The organism is Rothia sp. HSID18067 (genome assembly GCF_003989445.1).
GTDB classification, from domain to species: Bacteria; Actinomycetota; Actinomycetes; order Actinomycetales; family Micrococcaceae; genus Rothia; species Rothia aeria.
In genome coordinates, this window is the sequence record NZ_RBMF01000003.1 from 105059 (window position 1) to 119702 (window position 14644).

At 59.6% G+C, this 14644-nt stretch carries 16 protein-coding genes and 1 riboswitch; of the genes, 5 read left to right on the forward strand and 11 right to left on the reverse strand.

All coding sequences use genetic code 11. The features are described from left to right. Positions 1–19: 19 nt before the first annotated feature. The 4 genes from D8M23_RS09205 to D8M23_RS09220 form a co-directional block, all read right to left on the reverse strand. Entirely contained in the window at positions 20–286 is a 267-nt protein-coding gene (locus D8M23_RS09205) for a hypothetical protein (protein WP_006887677.1), read from the reverse strand. 164 nt (positions 287–450) lie between these two features. Next, entirely contained in the window at positions 451–1083 is a 633-nt protein-coding gene (locus D8M23_RS09210) for a C40 family peptidase (protein ID WP_126854545.1), read from the reverse strand. 5 nt (positions 1084–1088) lie between these two features. Continuing rightward, positions 1089–1237, reverse strand: a riboswitch (cyclic di-AMP (ydaO/yuaA leader). Between the two features lie 528 nt (positions 1238–1765). Continuing rightward, the gene (locus D8M23_RS09215) at positions 1766–2461 is read right to left on the reverse strand and encodes a metal-dependent transcriptional regulator (protein WP_126854546.1); all 696 of its coding nucleotides are present in this window, start codon (positions 2459–2461) and stop codon (positions 1766–1768) included. A gap of 172 nt (positions 2462–2633) precedes the next feature. Next, positions 2634–3371, reverse strand: coding sequence for a DUF3027 domain-containing protein (locus tag D8M23_RS09220; protein WP_126854547.1), 738 nt, complete (start codon positions 3369–3371; stop codon positions 2634–2636). A 281-nt stretch (positions 3372–3652) separates the two neighbouring features. On the opposite strand from D8M23_RS09220, the gene D8M23_RS09225 reads away from it, so the two are divergent. From D8M23_RS09225 to D8M23_RS09240, 4 genes are all read left to right on the forward strand, one after another. Further along, entirely contained in the window at positions 3653–3910 is a 258-nt protein-coding gene (locus D8M23_RS09225; protein ID WP_126854548.1) for a hypothetical protein, read from the forward strand. Between the two features lie 49 nt (positions 3911–3959). Continuing rightward, positions 3960–4664 (forward strand): response regulator transcription factor, encoded by a 705-nt coding sequence (locus tag D8M23_RS09230; protein WP_006887005.1) that lies wholly within the window; start codon positions 3960–3962, stop codon positions 4662–4664. A 95-nt stretch (positions 4665–4759) separates the two neighbouring features. Further along, on the forward strand, positions 4760–6238 hold the full coding sequence (locus D8M23_RS09235) for a sensor histidine kinase (RefSeq protein WP_006887004.1): 1479 nt from the start codon (positions 4760–4762) through the stop codon (positions 6236–6238). Between the two features lie 344 nt (positions 6239–6582). After that, positions 6583–6873 carry a WXG100 family type VII secretion target gene (locus D8M23_RS09240; protein WP_006887070.1) on the forward strand — a complete coding sequence of 97 codons (291 nt, stop codon included), beginning with the start codon at positions 6583–6585 and terminating at the stop codon, positions 6871–6873. Between the two features lie 272 nt (positions 6874–7145). Here the strand turns inward: D8M23_RS09240 and D8M23_RS09245 are convergent, their stop codons facing one another. Further along, positions 7146–8273 carry an RNase H family protein gene (locus D8M23_RS09245; RefSeq protein ID WP_126854549.1) on the reverse strand — a complete coding sequence of 376 codons (1128 nt, stop codon included), beginning with the start codon at positions 8271–8273 and terminating at the stop codon, positions 7146–7148. 96 nt (positions 8274–8369) lie between these two features. Between D8M23_RS09245 and D8M23_RS09250 the strand changes: the two genes are divergently transcribed. Further along, positions 8370–9362, forward strand: a complete 993-nt coding sequence (locus D8M23_RS09250) for a 4'-phosphopantetheinyl transferase family protein (protein WP_126854550.1) — start codon at positions 8370–8372, stop codon at positions 9360–9362. Between the two features lie 59 nt (positions 9363–9421). Here the strand turns inward: D8M23_RS09250 and D8M23_RS09255 are convergent, their stop codons facing one another. The 6 genes from D8M23_RS09255 to D8M23_RS09280 form a co-directional block, all read right to left on the reverse strand. Continuing rightward, complete coding sequence (locus D8M23_RS09255) at positions 9422–10549, reverse strand: isochorismate synthase (RefSeq protein ID WP_126854551.1); 1128 nt, start codon at positions 10547–10549, stop codon at positions 9422–9424. A 24-nt stretch (positions 10550–10573) separates the two neighbouring features. Next, the gene (locus D8M23_RS09260; protein WP_126854552.1) at positions 10574–11341 is read right to left on the reverse strand and encodes an SDR family oxidoreductase; all 768 of its coding nucleotides are present in this window, start codon (positions 11339–11341) and stop codon (positions 10574–10576) included. Continuing rightward, positions 11338–12039 (reverse strand): isochorismatase family protein, encoded by a 702-nt coding sequence (locus D8M23_RS09265; protein WP_126854553.1) that lies wholly within the window; start codon positions 12037–12039, stop codon positions 11338–11340. The genes D8M23_RS09260 and D8M23_RS09265 overlap by 4 nt, the downstream gene beginning before the upstream one ends. A 362-nt stretch (positions 12040–12401) precedes the next feature. Then, positions 12402–13808 carry an FAD-dependent oxidoreductase gene (locus D8M23_RS09270; protein WP_126854554.1) on the reverse strand — a complete coding sequence of 469 codons (1407 nt, stop codon included), beginning with the start codon at positions 13806–13808 and terminating at the stop codon, positions 12402–12404. A 247-nt stretch (positions 13809–14055) separates the two neighbouring features. Then, entirely contained in the window at positions 14056–14226 is a 171-nt protein-coding gene (locus tag D8M23_RS09275; protein ID WP_238693838.1) for a hypothetical protein, read from the reverse strand. Beyond that, positions 14198–14458 carry a HigA family addiction module antitoxin gene (locus tag D8M23_RS09280; RefSeq protein ID WP_126854555.1) on the reverse strand — a complete coding sequence of 87 codons (261 nt, stop codon included), beginning with the start codon at positions 14456–14458 and terminating at the stop codon, positions 14198–14200. The genes D8M23_RS09275 and D8M23_RS09280 overlap by 29 nt, the downstream gene beginning before the upstream one ends. Positions 14459–14644: the final 186 nt, after the last annotated feature.

Consider the following 14644-nt stretch of genomic DNA (forward strand, 5'->3'; position numbering starts at 1 on the left):
TAGATATGGAGCGCGCGCCTTACTGCTTTTTATCGTTGGGGTGCTGCGGGCCTTCAGAAGGGCTTTGAGGCTGGTTACTGTATTTCTTACGGTAGATGAATTTACCGGTGACCATGCCAATCACGATGCCAATCCCGCCGGTGATAGAGACCCACATGGCGGGGTTGCCAAGAGGAATAGCCAGCAGCAGGCCGATAATAATGCCTGGTATGGCGCCAGCGACCATGCCGACGGCCAGGTAGGTGAATTCCTGATCGGAGCTACTTTTGGGGCTTTGGTACTGCATGTTCATTATTCTACCGGGCGTCCGCTACCCTTCGGTACGCCCCGTGCCCCGCGTGTAGCCCCGACCAGTGTATTCGGGGTCAGCGCGTGATGCGCGGTTTAACATGGGGAAGGCACCCCGTTGGGGGTGCCTTCCTCCGAGTCTAAATATCTCTGGAGTCGAGATTAGAATGCGGTGTAGTAACCGTCAACCGACATCCAGGAAACCGGGTGCAGCTGGGTACCCTGGCTCGGGTTCAGAGCGGAGATCATCATGCCGTTACCAACGTAGATGCCCACGTGGTTGTAGCCGTTCTGGAAGACGATGTCGCCGGGCTGGGGGTTAGCGGTTGCACGCAGTTCGTTCTTCATAGCGAAGGTGTAGGGGGTCAGCTTCACGCCGTGCTGTGCGTAAACGTAGGATACGAAGCCGGAGCAGTCCCATGCACCAAAGCTGCGGCCGCCCCAAACGTAGCCGCCACCGATACCGGTCTTAGCGGTTTCTACAACGCCCTCGTGGCCACCGGTTGCGGTCTGTACAGGAGCGGAGGGGGTGGTGGAGCTGGTGTTGGTGGTCTGCTGCTGACTGAAGCTCGGGGTAGGAGCAACGTACTCGGTCTGGTACTCAGCCTGGGGTGCAACGTAGTTGGTAGCACCGGTCTGGTAGCTGGTGTAGTCAGTCTCGTAGTTGTTGTAATCGTAGCTCAGGTCTGCTGCTGCGGGAACCTGTGCGAATGCGTTAGCGGGAACAGTGGAACCCACCAGAGCTGCACCAGCGAATGCCACGATACCTGCGTTACGAACGATCTTCTTAGCCATTGTGTATGTTTCCTCCATTGCTTCACGAGGTGAGCTGTCGGACTCGGGTATGGATTCACCCGGCTACCGAAGTAGCTTAGCCCCTAGGCCCCCTATAAGGGAGCCAAAAATTGGTTCCCCCGCTCCTGCCATTATGGGTAGATGTTTCACGTTGCGGCGGCAGGACTAAGCGGATCCGCTCCGTGGTGCCCTCTTACGATTAGGATTTGGACACAGATACGAGAATACACAGAAAACTCCCAGCTGTCACATCCCAATCTGAGTTTTTTCTCAAAAACCTACGGTTTATATACATAAATCATGGCCCACAGCGGCCCCTCAAACGGTCCCCGCCACCCCCTGTAGACCCTTCTCTGACAAGGGAATTCGATAGATTCAGGGGCTAAGAGACAGGCAAACCGATGCGTGCATAAATTTTCTTAAGAAAAACACAGGTGTGCTTTATCTCTTAAATATTTTTCCGATAACAAACAGGCATAATCCCAGGTGAAACCACGTATCCCATAGGAAACAGGCGGCCGGTAAGGGCGCACCTGCCGATGAATATAAAAAAATTTGGCTTCGGGCTAAAAAGGCTCAGGTGACCCTCAAGAAACGCTGCCCCTTAGGGAAGAGCTTAACAAATAATGCGGGGCGGTGCGGCCATAACTGGCCGCACCGCCCCGCATCCGGCGGCACCGCGCTACGAACGCTTCACCACAATAGCGTTGGCAACGTCCTCATCAAGCGACAGGGAGGTCTCCTCCCCATCTGCACGCACAATCACGTCGTCGTCTTTACCAGCGACAACCGACACGCTGGCACCGAATGAGATACCGGCATCCGCCAAAAGCTTGAGAAGCTCAATATCGGTCTGAATCGACTCTGGGAATCGGGAGACAGTAAACCGGTCTTCCGGCCCCGAATCACGGGCCGCAATCGACATGGGCACGGTCCGTTCGTCGTTGTGTTCACTTTCCACGCCCAGCTCTTCAAGACCGGGAATTGCATTTCCGTACGGCGAGAACTTGGGGTTATTGAGCATCGCCAGGATGCGTTTTTCCACATGGTCGCTCATCACGTGCTCCCAGCGGCACGCCTCATCGTGCACATACTCAATGTCCAGCCCAATCACATCGGAGAGCAGGCGCTCCGCCAGGCGGTGCTTACGCATCACCTCGACCGCTTTCTTACGGCCAGCATCGGTGAGCGCCAAGTGACGGTCAGGCTCAACGCTGAGTAGCCCGTGCTTCTCCATACGGGCAACAGTCTGCGAAACAGTCGGCCCGGAGTGCTCCAGACGTTCGGCGATGCGCGCACGCATGGGGGTAATGCCCTCTTCCTCAAGCTCAAGGATGGTGCGCAGGTACATTTCGGTAGTGTCAATAAGATCGGTCATGCCGCCTGTATCCCTTTTCCCTGCCGACTAGGACAACCTAGCCTTAGTTATGATGCTCTTCTGAGTAACTATTATGTACCTTTTTAGCGTGTTTCGCCACGGATTGCGTGGCGCGTCGCCCGAAGCGAACGTCCCGCCAGGTACACCTGGCGGGCCTGTATCGCCACGCAGTCTAGCCCTCAGAGTTACGTGCGGCGGAGGTTTTTGCGCGTTTGCGCCCGCCCGATCCCCGCCCGGAGCCCTTACGTCCGCCACTCTTCTGCGGGGCGTCCTGCTGCGGAGCGGAATCCCCCTGGGATGCTTTCTGCCCGCCTGCTCGCTGCCGGTTCAGGTTCTTCCGGTTCTGTGCTTTTCGGGCGCTACGGCGCGCCTTACGGCTCTTGCCGCCGGTTTCGGGTGCCTCAGTAGCAGCGTCGAATTGAGGCTCCTCATCCTCGTATACATCCTCAGGGTCCGCAGCGAGCGCCTCGTCAAGATCGGCGGTATCAGGCAGCTCCTGAAGACGCTGCGCCCACGGAACCCAGTCGGGGGCTAGCAGTGCGTCATCGCCGGGCAGCAGACCAACCTCGCATACGGTCGCCACCTTCGAACGTGGCGCCCGCGCTAATGTGGCGAACCAGAACCACCCCCGGTAACCGGGCAGGGTGCACTCAAACAGGTGGGTGGTTAAACGATCCTCTTCACCGCGCAGATGGTGCAGCAGGCCAATGGTGTTTTTGGGGGCGATCTGCTCAATACCGGCCAACGCCACGTCTTTGGCCTGTGCCAAGACCGTGTCCACACGGCTGGTGCGGCGGCGCTTATGCGGCTGCCCAAGGGTGGGTTCACCAACCTGCTCGTATGTGTGGTCGGCAAACGGGTCAAAGCTGGCGGTTTCGGTCGGGTTCTGGTCAATCACCTGTTCAGACATACCACTATTAAAGCATTCTTAAGGTTCGCTGGGAGGGCGGGGCGGCCTGCCTTGACCTCTTACGCTCACGGTTCGCGCCGGTATGCCATTATGGCGCGGTTTTCCGCCGTTTTTCTGCCCTGATGCGGCTTCTTATTCCTCGCAGAGAATACGGTATGCGCGCTATCGGGCTGGCAAACCTCCGAAGGGAACCTGCAAAAAAGATGTGAATACCGTCCACAACGCCGCAATATTAGTATTTCCACCCCGTTAAAGGGGTCTAAACCTGCTACGGTTATGCCATGACTAGCGAACGAGAAACGCCTCTTGAAGTAGCCAATGAGCTCCCCTACACCCGCGCTATCCGCTGGTTGGGAGCCGGTGGCGGCATCCTCGCACTGCTGTGCACCCTTTCGGGGGTGGTGATGCTAGTACTCAAGTGGGTGGATGCTCATCCTCCCGCCGTTATGAGCCAGGTTCCCCTGGTGCTGTTCCCCGTCGCTTTCATCGCGCTAATGCTTGCCCTCCTCCTTGCGGTTCTTCGGCGTAAGTCAAGTTAGAGGGCCTTCCGGCCGCGCAACCACATATATACGTCAGAAAAGAGTGAACATGTCTGCTGAAGCTAAGCTGCTCGTCGTTGATGACGAGTTCAACATTCTTGAACTACTCGCCACCTCCCTGCGTTTTGCCGGGTTTGAAGTGGTGACCGCCGGAAACGGACGCGAGGCCATTGAGAAGGCCGAGCAGGAACAGCCCGACCTGATTGTGCTTGACGTGATGATGCCGGGCATGGACGGGTTTGATGTGACGCGCCGCCTGCGTGAAGGCGGACGCACCTACCCTGTGCTGTTCTTGACCGCGAAAGACGCCACCGAAGATAAAGTTGCTGGTCTCTCAGCAGGCGGTGACGACTACGTGACTAAGCCGTTCTCACTGGATGAGGTGATCGCCCGTATCCGAGCCATCCTGCGCCGTTCCCGCTCGCTGCAGGAGGAAGATACTGCTATTTTGCGGGTGGATGATCTGAGCCTGAATACCGACACCCATGAGGTGTTCCTTGGCGAGGAGGAGATTGACCTCTCCCCCACCGAGTTCAATCTGCTGCACTACCTGATGCTCAACGCAAACCGGGTGCTGTCGAAGGCGCAGATCCTCGACCACGTGTGGGAGTACGATTTTAACGGCGACTCGTCCATTGTGGAGTCGTATATCTCGTACCTGCGCCGCAAGATCGATAACAACCGTGAGGGCCACGAACCCCTGATCCACACCAAACGCGGCGTAGGGTACATGGTTCGTGGTTCCCGCAGCTAGGGGCGGTACCTATTAAACTGTTCAACCGCGAACCCGCACAGCAGCCCCCGGAGGCCCCGGAAGCGGCTCAACAGAACACCTCCACGCAGAAGCACATGGGGCGCAGACCCCTTGAGCGTATACCGTTCACACTGTCGCTGCGCACGCAGCTGGTGCTGGTGACCTCTGCACTGATTGCTTTGGCGATCGTTGTGACCTCCCTTGTGGCGATTTCGGCGTTGCGTGCGCAGATGGTGCATCAGCTGGATGACGAGATGAAGGCGAACTCGGCGAACCTGCTTTCCCTTGTCTCGAACAATAGCCAGCATCCCGTGCAGGAGGCCACGCTCGGTTCGTACCACGTGTACCTGCTGGATGAGCACGGCAACACCCTGTACGCGCTCAGCCCCGATACGAGCTCCCGGGACGAGCCGCAAGTAACCGGCTGGACAGCCGATAAAGTGCGCAAAAATAACGGGGTCGGCACTACTGTTAACTCGGTGGAAGGGTCGAAAGACTGGCGCCTGCTGCCGATGACGCTTAATAACGACACCAGCGTGAACGGGGTGCACGCCACGTCCATGGTGGTTGCCTTACCCCTGGAGCAAACCAACCAGGTGGTTGCTCTCGTAGGTGTGCTCACCTTCGCGTTCGGGCTGGCCACGCTCGCCTCGGCTATTGCAATGACGTGGGTGATTGTCACCCGCACTTTCGAGCCGCTGGCGCGCGTGGAGCAGACGGCGGCGAAGATCGCTAAAGGGGATCTGTCACAACGTATTGAGGACTACAACCCCGGCAATGAGATTGGCAGTCTTGCCACGTCGCTGAACACCATGCTCGCCCAGATCGAGACCTCGTTCAATGCGCAGGCAAAATCTGAGGCGAAGATGCGCCAGTTCGTGGGCGATGCATCCCACGAGCTACGCACCCCCCTGGTGAGTATTCGCGGGTACTCCGAGTTGTACCGGCAGGGGGCGTTGCCGAATGAGGACGCCGTGGCCACCGCTATGGGCCGTATTGAGGCGGAATCTAAACGTATGGGGCAGCTGGTGGAGGATCTGCTGACGCTGGCCCGCATTGATGAGCGCCGAGAATCGAAGCTGGCCCCGTTCGATATGTTCCACCTGGCGGTGGACGCCACCAACGATGCCTTCGCCACCTCCCCCGACCGTGAGATTACCCTGGTGGGCCTGACCGACGATGTGGCGCCCTGCTCCGCACCGGTGGTTGGTGATGAGCCGCGGATGCGTCAGGTGGTGGCGAACCTGCTCACCAACGCCATGCGGTACACCCCTGAGGGCTCGCCTCTTGAAGTTGCGGTGGGTGTGCGGCAGGAGGCCCCCGGGGTGCCGCGCGCCATTATTGAGGTGCGCGACCACGGCCCCGGTATTCACGGTGAGGATCGTGAGCGCGTGTTTGAGCGTTTCTACCGCACCGACACTTCACGCTCCCGGGAGACCGGGGGCACGGGTCTGGGCCTGTCGATTGTGGCCGCAATCGTGGAGCAGCACGACGGGCATATCCGTATTGAAGAGACTGATGGAGGCGGGGCCACGTTCGTGGTGTCGCTGCCGGTTTTGGCGGGCGCTGGCTAAAAGAAGCTGCGGTACATGCGGGCGCACGGTGACGGTGTAAGAGCCGAACCGTGCGCCCCTTTCGCGTGTGCAGGGATGTTCCACGGGCTGGTGGTCTGGGCGCCGCCAGCCCCACGTAGCTTCACATTTCTTCATACTGATGGGGCCTGTGGGGGTATTCAGGGCTGAAAATTGAGTTTTATTCTGTGGATAAGCTGGTTTTACGACCAGGCAACGTAAGTTATCCACAGATTTATTTTAATTCATGAAAATATTTTTTGATTCGTTTTAGTCTTGTAACAAGCGCTTAGGAATTAGGTGCTAGAGGCACAACCAATACATACCCTACTGAAGGAGAACCTATCATGGCACAGTTCATTGTCGATTCCGAAGTTATTGCGTCAAAGAGCGCGCAGGCAAAAGCACACGTTGCTTCCATCACCGCAGAGGTGAACGGCATGACTGCTTCCCTGCAGGATTTGCAGAGCTCTTGGACCGGCTCGGCCTCAACCAACTTCCAGGGCGTGCTCGATAAGTGGCGTGCAACCCAGCGGCAGGTGGAAGAGTCCATCGCCCAGATCAACGAAGCGCTTTCACGCGCCGGTGTTAACTACTCCGATACCGAACAGTCGAACGCTTCGATGTTTATGGGGTAATATAATAAGCGAATTCTGCAATTTCAATTCAATAAACCGATATAAGTAACTCAAGATATGTGGTGAGTCTATCTTAACGGTTTGGGGCGGGTACATGATGTACCCGCCCCAATCTTTTAACCTGCTACCATCCCAGTACCCGCAGGCCCGCGCTCCGCCCCTTCTGGGCGCAGGCTCACCCGCCCGAACGTACCGAACCGGCCAGCGCCGCACTTTTGGCGGCTGCTAGCCAGCAGCACACAGCGATGTGAGGCCGGGCGCGGCAGGTGAAACTAGCCGGGCATGGCGGTATCCTGCCTGAACCGCAGGCGCCAAGAGCCCGCTGGCGCATCATAATGCCACAGGCTGGAACGGTTCACCCGACCGCGCGCAGTATCCACCACCGCCATCACCAGCACATTCGCGGTGTCCACCAGTTCCACTACGCGGTGAGTTGGTTCCCCACGTTGAGTAAATGCGCGGGCACGGTACTCAATGGTGGAGGCTCGCGAAACCGGGCGGCCAGCAGAGGTAACCCACACCAGGTTCTCATCCAGCAGCTCGGCGATTTCCTCCTCGCCCATGGCCGCGCCGTTGGCTTCAAGCTCTTCTTCTGCGGCAAGCGCCTCATCAGGGTCGGCGGTGAGCTGCTGCTGTGTCTGCTGTGGGCTCTGAATATGAGCGGCCTGCTCCTGCCGCTCGGCTCGCTGCGCCGCCTGCGCTAATTTCTCCTTACGCTCCGCCACCGCCTGCGGGTCGGGGGCAGCAACAGCAGAGGCGGGTTTGAGCACACCGTTGAGTTTGAGGGCGTTGAATCCTTCACGGGCCTGCTGCGCCTGCTCCATCGTGAACTCTTCAACGCTCAGATGCGCATCTGCCGAGGGGCCCTGCTCAGGCTCGGTCTCCGCAGCCGGAGCCTGCCCGCCGGAGGCCCTTGAAGATGCCCCCGCAGCCGCACCAAAGCCCGGGCCGGCATCCGGGGTGTTCCCTTGCTGGTACGCCTGCGCGGCGGCGTTTGCGCGCGCATCCGCGGCCTCGTTCAGTTCGTGGCCGGAGTGGCCCTTGACCCACACCAGCTGGTAGTCACGCCCAGCGGTGGCAGCATCCAGCTCTTGCAGCAGTTCACGGTTCAATACCGGCTTGCCGTCGGCTTTTTTCCAGCCGCGGCTCTTCCAGCCGGGCATCCACTTGGTGAGGGAATTAATCACATACTGGCTATCGCAGTACACCACAAGTTTACGTTCGGGCATGTGCGCGGTCGCCTCGAACAGGTCAAGGACAGCCTTCAGCTCACCCATATTGTTGGTGCCGTGCTCCCAGCCCCCAGCCGCCCAGTGATTGTCGTCAATATACCAGGCCCATCCCGCCGGGCCGGGGTTGCCCAGCGCCGAACCGTCAGCAGCCGCAATAATCTCGCTCATGCACTCGACTTTACCCTACCGGCGGGTGCAAACAGTGACATGTTCGTCATGCACATATCTGTATATTTTCCCTCCGGTGGGAGTAGACTGTAGAGCATGATCACCACTGTCTCTACTTCCGGCGGTGCACAGGTGGCGGTATTTGCCTTGCCCACACGCACCATGTACAGCGGCCTGCGGGTCAGCTGGCTCAGCTACCTAGGTGCGGCTGAACAACGCCGCGCCGCCGAATTGCCCACCCCCGTCGGGGCGGTCAGCTACCTCTCCACCCAGGCGCTCATGCGCTCTATGGCGGCATGCCGGCTGGGGGTTGCCTCCAGCGCGGCGCACACGATCGAAGTGGATCGTACCTGCACCCTATGCAACAGCACCAAGCCGCACGGTAAGCCCCGCATTGCGGGCATGAACTTTAATATGTCGCAGGTTTCATCCCTGGCGGTGGGCGGGTTCTGCCCCGACGATGCGCAGGTGCTCGGGGTTGATCTTGAGCCCCGTCGAGACCGCCTATTCCCCGGGTTCGCGCGGGTGGCGCTGTCACTGCGTGAACGTGAAATATATGAGGCAACCACCGGTGAGGCACGCAACCTGCTGGGGGTGGCGTTATGGACCGCGAAAGAGGCAGTGCTCAAAGCCACCGGCCACGGGCTGAGCGTCTCCCCGGCGGCGGTGCGCGTATTTTTCAGCGACTCCCTAACAGACCAGCTGGCGGAGGCTTTCGAGGCATCCCATGAGCTGGCTGACGAAGAGGTGACGGCCGCATCCGTCTGCTCCGCGCGCGCAGTGTTCACCGTGCCTTCACGAGATAACAGCGACACCACGGAAGAACGGTCGTTCTATATCACCTGGACGGCGCTCACCCTACACCCCGAGAAGCAGCCCGCCCACAACAGCCCGCAGAGCACCAACCCGGCGCACGGCAGCGATGTCGCTGCCGAACAATTCCTCCTAGCCACCGCAACTGAAGGGGTGCCCAACAGCGTGCACGTACACCCGGTGGCCACCCCCGTTGAGCTGCGCAATAACCTGGCGCCGCTCACTTTTTCCCAACTGCCCGCCATGAGGATGGGGGCTGACCCCGTCACCGCCTAACCACCCCTGCCGTATACTGGCGCACCGGGCGGCGCAGTGAAAGACGATGAGGAAGCGCCCTACGCCGCCGGGGGCGCTTCAGGGAGCGTATTAATCCCCAGCGCACGCCCGAAACTGCGCAGCTTCGTGCCGGTTTCGGTGTGTTCCAGCACCGGGTCTGATTTAGCCACAATGCCCGCGCCCGCGTAGAGGATGGCGGTTTGCGCATCAACTTCAGCGCAGCGCAGCACGAGCGCCCACTGGCCGCTTCCGTCCGCGTTCATATAGCCAACAAGCCCGCCGAAATAGTCGCGGCTAAACGGCTCAAGCTCGGTAATCATACGCCGCGCAACCTCGGTGGGGGTGCCGCAGATCGCGGGGGTGGGGTGAATAGCGTGCGCACCATCCAGGCAGGTCATACCCTGCTTGAGCACACCCGAGATGGGGGTGCCAAGGTGCCACAGCTGCGGGGTTTGCAGAAGCGAAGGTTCCTCAGGAATAGTGAGCTGGCGGGTCATGGGTTCCAGCTGCGCGCGAATACTGGCAATAACGGTCGCATGTTCGCCACGATCCTTCGGCGAAGCCATAAGCCGCCGCCCAATAGCCTCATCCTCGGTGCTGCCGCGCTCAGCGATGCGCGGGGCGCTGCCCGCCAACGGGTGCGTTTTGAAAGCGCTGCCTTCCCCGGTGTCTGGTTCAGTACTGAAAATCAGTTCCGGGGAGGCACCCATCAGGTACGGACGTTCCAACCCGCGATGCCCCTGCGGCAGTTTAACGCTAAAAACAAACGTGTTGGGCTGCTGTGCGCGCAGGTTGTTGTACACCCCGGCACAGTCGAGGGCGCCCGGCGCGTAATCGGCCCGCAGCAGGCGAGAGAGCACAATCTTATCCAGCTGATGCGCTTTCATACGCTCAACGGCGGTCGCTACTGCCTGCCGGTACCCGGGGTTTTCGCGGCCCTCAATCTGCGTTGGTTCGGCGAGAGTGACCTCGTGCTCGGGCACCGGGATGTCGTCGATCTGCAGGTGCTCGGGCACGAACAGGTGCGCGGGGGCGTCAGGGTCAAAAGGAATGAGGCCAACCACGGCGGTGCCAGCGGATTCGGCGGCGGCGCGCGCATCCTCAAGGGTTACCTGGCGCAGGGAACCGGCGGTGCGCATCACGCGGGTGCCGGTGGCAAACATGAAATCGGGCAGGGTAGTGCTCACAGATGATACAGCCTTTCGGGCCTGCTAGAGGGTCGCGCCGCCATCGGCAACAATGTTTTGCATGGTGATATGCCGTGAGGCATCGCTAATGAGGAACGCATTCACCGCCGCAATATCGGCGGGGTCGGCGATGCGCCCGAGCGGAATTCCCAGGCGGAAAGTCTCGGGGCTGCCCGCCACCGGCAGGGCGCTGAGGTCCTCACCGCCCCAGGCGTCAGTCACCATGGGGGTGCGGGTGGTGCCGGGGCAGACCGTGTTCACGCGAATACCGTGGGGTGCCAGCTGCAGCCCGAAGCTTGACGATACGCGCACCGCTGAGGCTTTCGAAGCCCCGTAAGCACCGAATTCAGCGCGAGGCACGCGGGCCGCGTTAGAGGCGACCGTCACCAGCGAACGCGTGTTCTCAGGGGTTGCCTGTGTCTGCTCAATCATAACGCGCGCGAACTCGCGCAGGCACAGGAAAACGCCGTCAGCATTAACCGCGTGCAGCCGTTTCCAGTCCTCAAAAGAGGTGTCTAAGAGCGGCTGGCTGTGGGCAATCCCCGCCGCGAGCACGGCACCTTTAATGGGCTTCCCCATCTCAGCGGCGGCACCAGCGAGCGCCCGCACCGACTCTTCATCACCCACATTAACGGGGCTGTAGCGGAACGTGGTGTCGCTGTAGGCGGCGAATGATTCGTGCGGGGTCTCCGCCAGATCGGCGGCGTACACCGAATAGTTATTCTTGATGAGTTCGTGTACGGTCGCTGCACCAATTCCGCCGTTCGCGCCGGTCACAATAACCCAGCTCATGCGATTACCTTCCCGGTTTCCGGTGCCCCGTCCGCGCCGGGGGCACCAGCGGTAATCTGCGCCAGCACCTCGGCGGTGTCCAGCACGCGGGCGCATCGGCCTGAGGCGTATTCGCAGGCCATGCGGTGCTCTTCCTCGGTGAAGTCGGCGAGCGCATCCGCCACCATGAACGGCTGAATATCGCGCATGAACGCCTCCAGGGCTGTGGTGAGGCATCCAATATGTGCGTACACTCCGCTGATGATGAGCTGGTCACGCCCAAGCTCTTTGAGCTGTTCTTCGAGCGGGGAGCGCACGAAGGCGGAGTACCGCCATTTGGTGAGCACAGTATCGGCCTCGGTGGGGGCGAGCTCGTCAAGAATCTGGGCGCTTTCATCATCCTGCAGGCCGTCGCCCCAGAAGTCGGTCAGCAGGCGCCTGTCGGCGGGGTTCTGGCGGGGCGGCTGGGCGGTGTAGTAGACCGGGATATTCGCCACGTGTGCCGCATCCACTAGGCGGCGAATATTGGCAATGGCAATGTTGATTTGGGCGTCTGGGAGGGTTTGGCCGTCACGTTCCAGCTCAAAGGCGCGCACGAAATAGCGCTGCATATCGTGCACAAGAAGCGCAGCGCGAGCAGGATCGACCCGCCAATTCACGCGGTTCTGGTGCTCCTGGTCTCGGTACGAATAGGGTGCAATTTTCTTGGGCAACGCCACGGATGACTCCCCCGTCTTTTGTATGCTTGGTGAATGACGTGCCAGCGGCGCGCACGTACGATTAAATATTAGGACATCCTGACCTAACCTGCATCTTTGGGGGTGATGATTACGCCCCGAAAAGAAAATATAGCAAAGGCCCCTGACAGCGGTGGACAACTGTTCACCTCATGCCGGGGCCTTACTACATACACCGGGCGACAACGCGGCAGCCAGCACCACGAAGACAACACAACCAGCGGGGCGTAAAACCGCCCCGGCTCACAGCTCGAACGGCGGTCCCACACCCGCAGAATAGCGCTCGCGTGGGCGGGTAGGCGTACTGGCTGGGCGCGCCGCCCCACGGGTTTTAGGCTACGGGGCTAGGCCACAGGTTGGGCCACTGCCAGCACCTCATTCAGCCCCTCGGTAATTGAGGGGTGGGTGTAAATTTCATCACGTAGCTGTGATGCCGTAATATTGTGGCGCATTGCCAACGCCACGAGGTTGATAACCTCCATAGACTCGACCACCAGCAGCTGAGCACCAAGAATCTGGTCAGTCTCGGCATCAATCACGAACTTCATGATGCCGCGCGGGTTTTCCAGGGTCTTCGCACGCGGCATGGCGGCGATAGCGGCAACAGGCTTGGCGGCAACCTTGATGGTGTGGCCGGCGGCGAGCGCATCACGCTCAGTCAGGCCGACGGACGAGAGCGGCGGGTTCATGTAGATGGTTGCGGCAACCGCCTGGCGGTCCTTCGTGGAGCGGGAACCGTCACCGAGCAGCTGTGAGAGCACCACGCGGTAGTCGTCCAGGGAAATGTAGGTGAACTGTGGGCCGCCGTTAACGTCGCCAAGCGCAAAAATATTCGGTGCCGTGGTGCGCAGGTGCTCGTCGACAGCGATTGCGCCGTGCTCGGTGGTTTCGATGCTCGTGTTCTCAAGCCCCAGCCCCTCGGTGGCAGGTTTACGCCCGGTTGCGACCATCACGTAATCCACCTCAAGGTGCTTGGACGCACCCTCGGAGTCCAGGTAGTTCACGGTCACGGAGTCGGCGTTATCGGTAACGGTCTCTACGCGAACGCCCGCGTGAGCGGTAATACCTTGGTCGGCGATAATCTCGCGTGCTGCCTGGGCGACGTCGTCATCGTAACGCCCGAAAAGCGCGGGAGCGCCTTCAAGCAGGGTTACTTCGGTGCCATAGGAGGAGAAAATACCGGCGAACTCGACACCAATAGGACCGCCGCCGATAATGCCCAGGCGCTTCGGGCGCGGGGTGATCTTCTGCAGTTCGGTGGAGGTGAGCACGCGCTTCGATTCGCGGGCGCCCGGGATGGGCGGGATAGTCGCCACGGCACCGGTGTTGATGATAAAGCAGTCGGCGGTGACGACCAGTTTGTCCTCGCCCGCGGTGACCTCGACCTCGGTGTCTGAGAGGAACCGTGCGTGACCGTCAATGAGTTTGGCGGTGGCGTTCGATTCGAGGATTTCGCGGTTCTTCGCGCGCATGGCACCGGTGAGTTTGTCACGGAAAATCACGGCGCTCTCGTAGGCGGCGTTCGCAGCGTCGGCGTTGTGTTCGCCGCTGGCACGGAATTCGTCAGCCCGGTGCACAAGCGCCTTGGTGGGCACGCACCCGATATTGATGCAGGTGCCGCCGTACATGTTTGAGGACTGCTCGATCAGGGCGACGTTCTTGCCGGTTTTCGCGTAGGCACCAGCAAGGGTTTTGCCGCCTTTGCCGAAGCCGATAACGACCATATCGAAGTGAAGGCGCGCGGTAGTCATAGTGTTCTCCCAGTGAAATTTAGGGGTGTTCATAATTCGTGTCTGGTGTTCCGGTGAACTTCAACGGGCGGCGTATGGCATTTATTCCTGGTTTTTGCAAGAAAACATTAAGTTTTTTGACGCTGCGCTGGGGGCTGTCTACCTTATCTTATGCAGCCTAAAGAAGAGCCTTTATGTGAATAAAGCGTTGAAAATCCCGCTTTATTCACATAAAGGCTCTTTTTACACCCAACAGCGGGGATGCAAGCTACCGCGACACCACACTCACACGTTCGCACTGATGCTCCCCTGACTCGATAAGGTCAAGCACGGCGACCGCGAAATCCGCATAGCTGATTTCGCTCTGCCCGGCGGCATTCATCGTCAGCACATCGCCTGCCAGCTGGTATTCAGAGGTCTTCCACCATATCGAGCTCATACGTGGTTTGCAGGTTCAGCCAAAACTGCGGTGTTGTGCCGAAGTAGCGGGCAAGGCGCGCAGCTGTATCGGCTGTGATTCCTCGCTTGCCGTGCACGATCTCATTGATGCGCCGGGGCGGCACGCCGATTGCCACCGCCACCTTATTCTGGGTAATCCCGAACCCTTTAATGAAGTCTTCTAACAGGACTTCTCCGGGGTGAATTGGCGCAATTTTGTCAGTGATAGTCAACGATCTTTACCTCCTCAGGCCCTGAATCGGTCCACCTAAAACATATTCTCCACTGATTATATTGTCTGCATATGACGTGTGGGGCGGCGCGGCAACTCGCAGAAGTGCATCCCAGTCCTGCGGGTTGCTTTGCGTTTCGCAGCTTAAATAGCCTCAAAATAAATGTGCCTCTGCGCTTTGAAATCT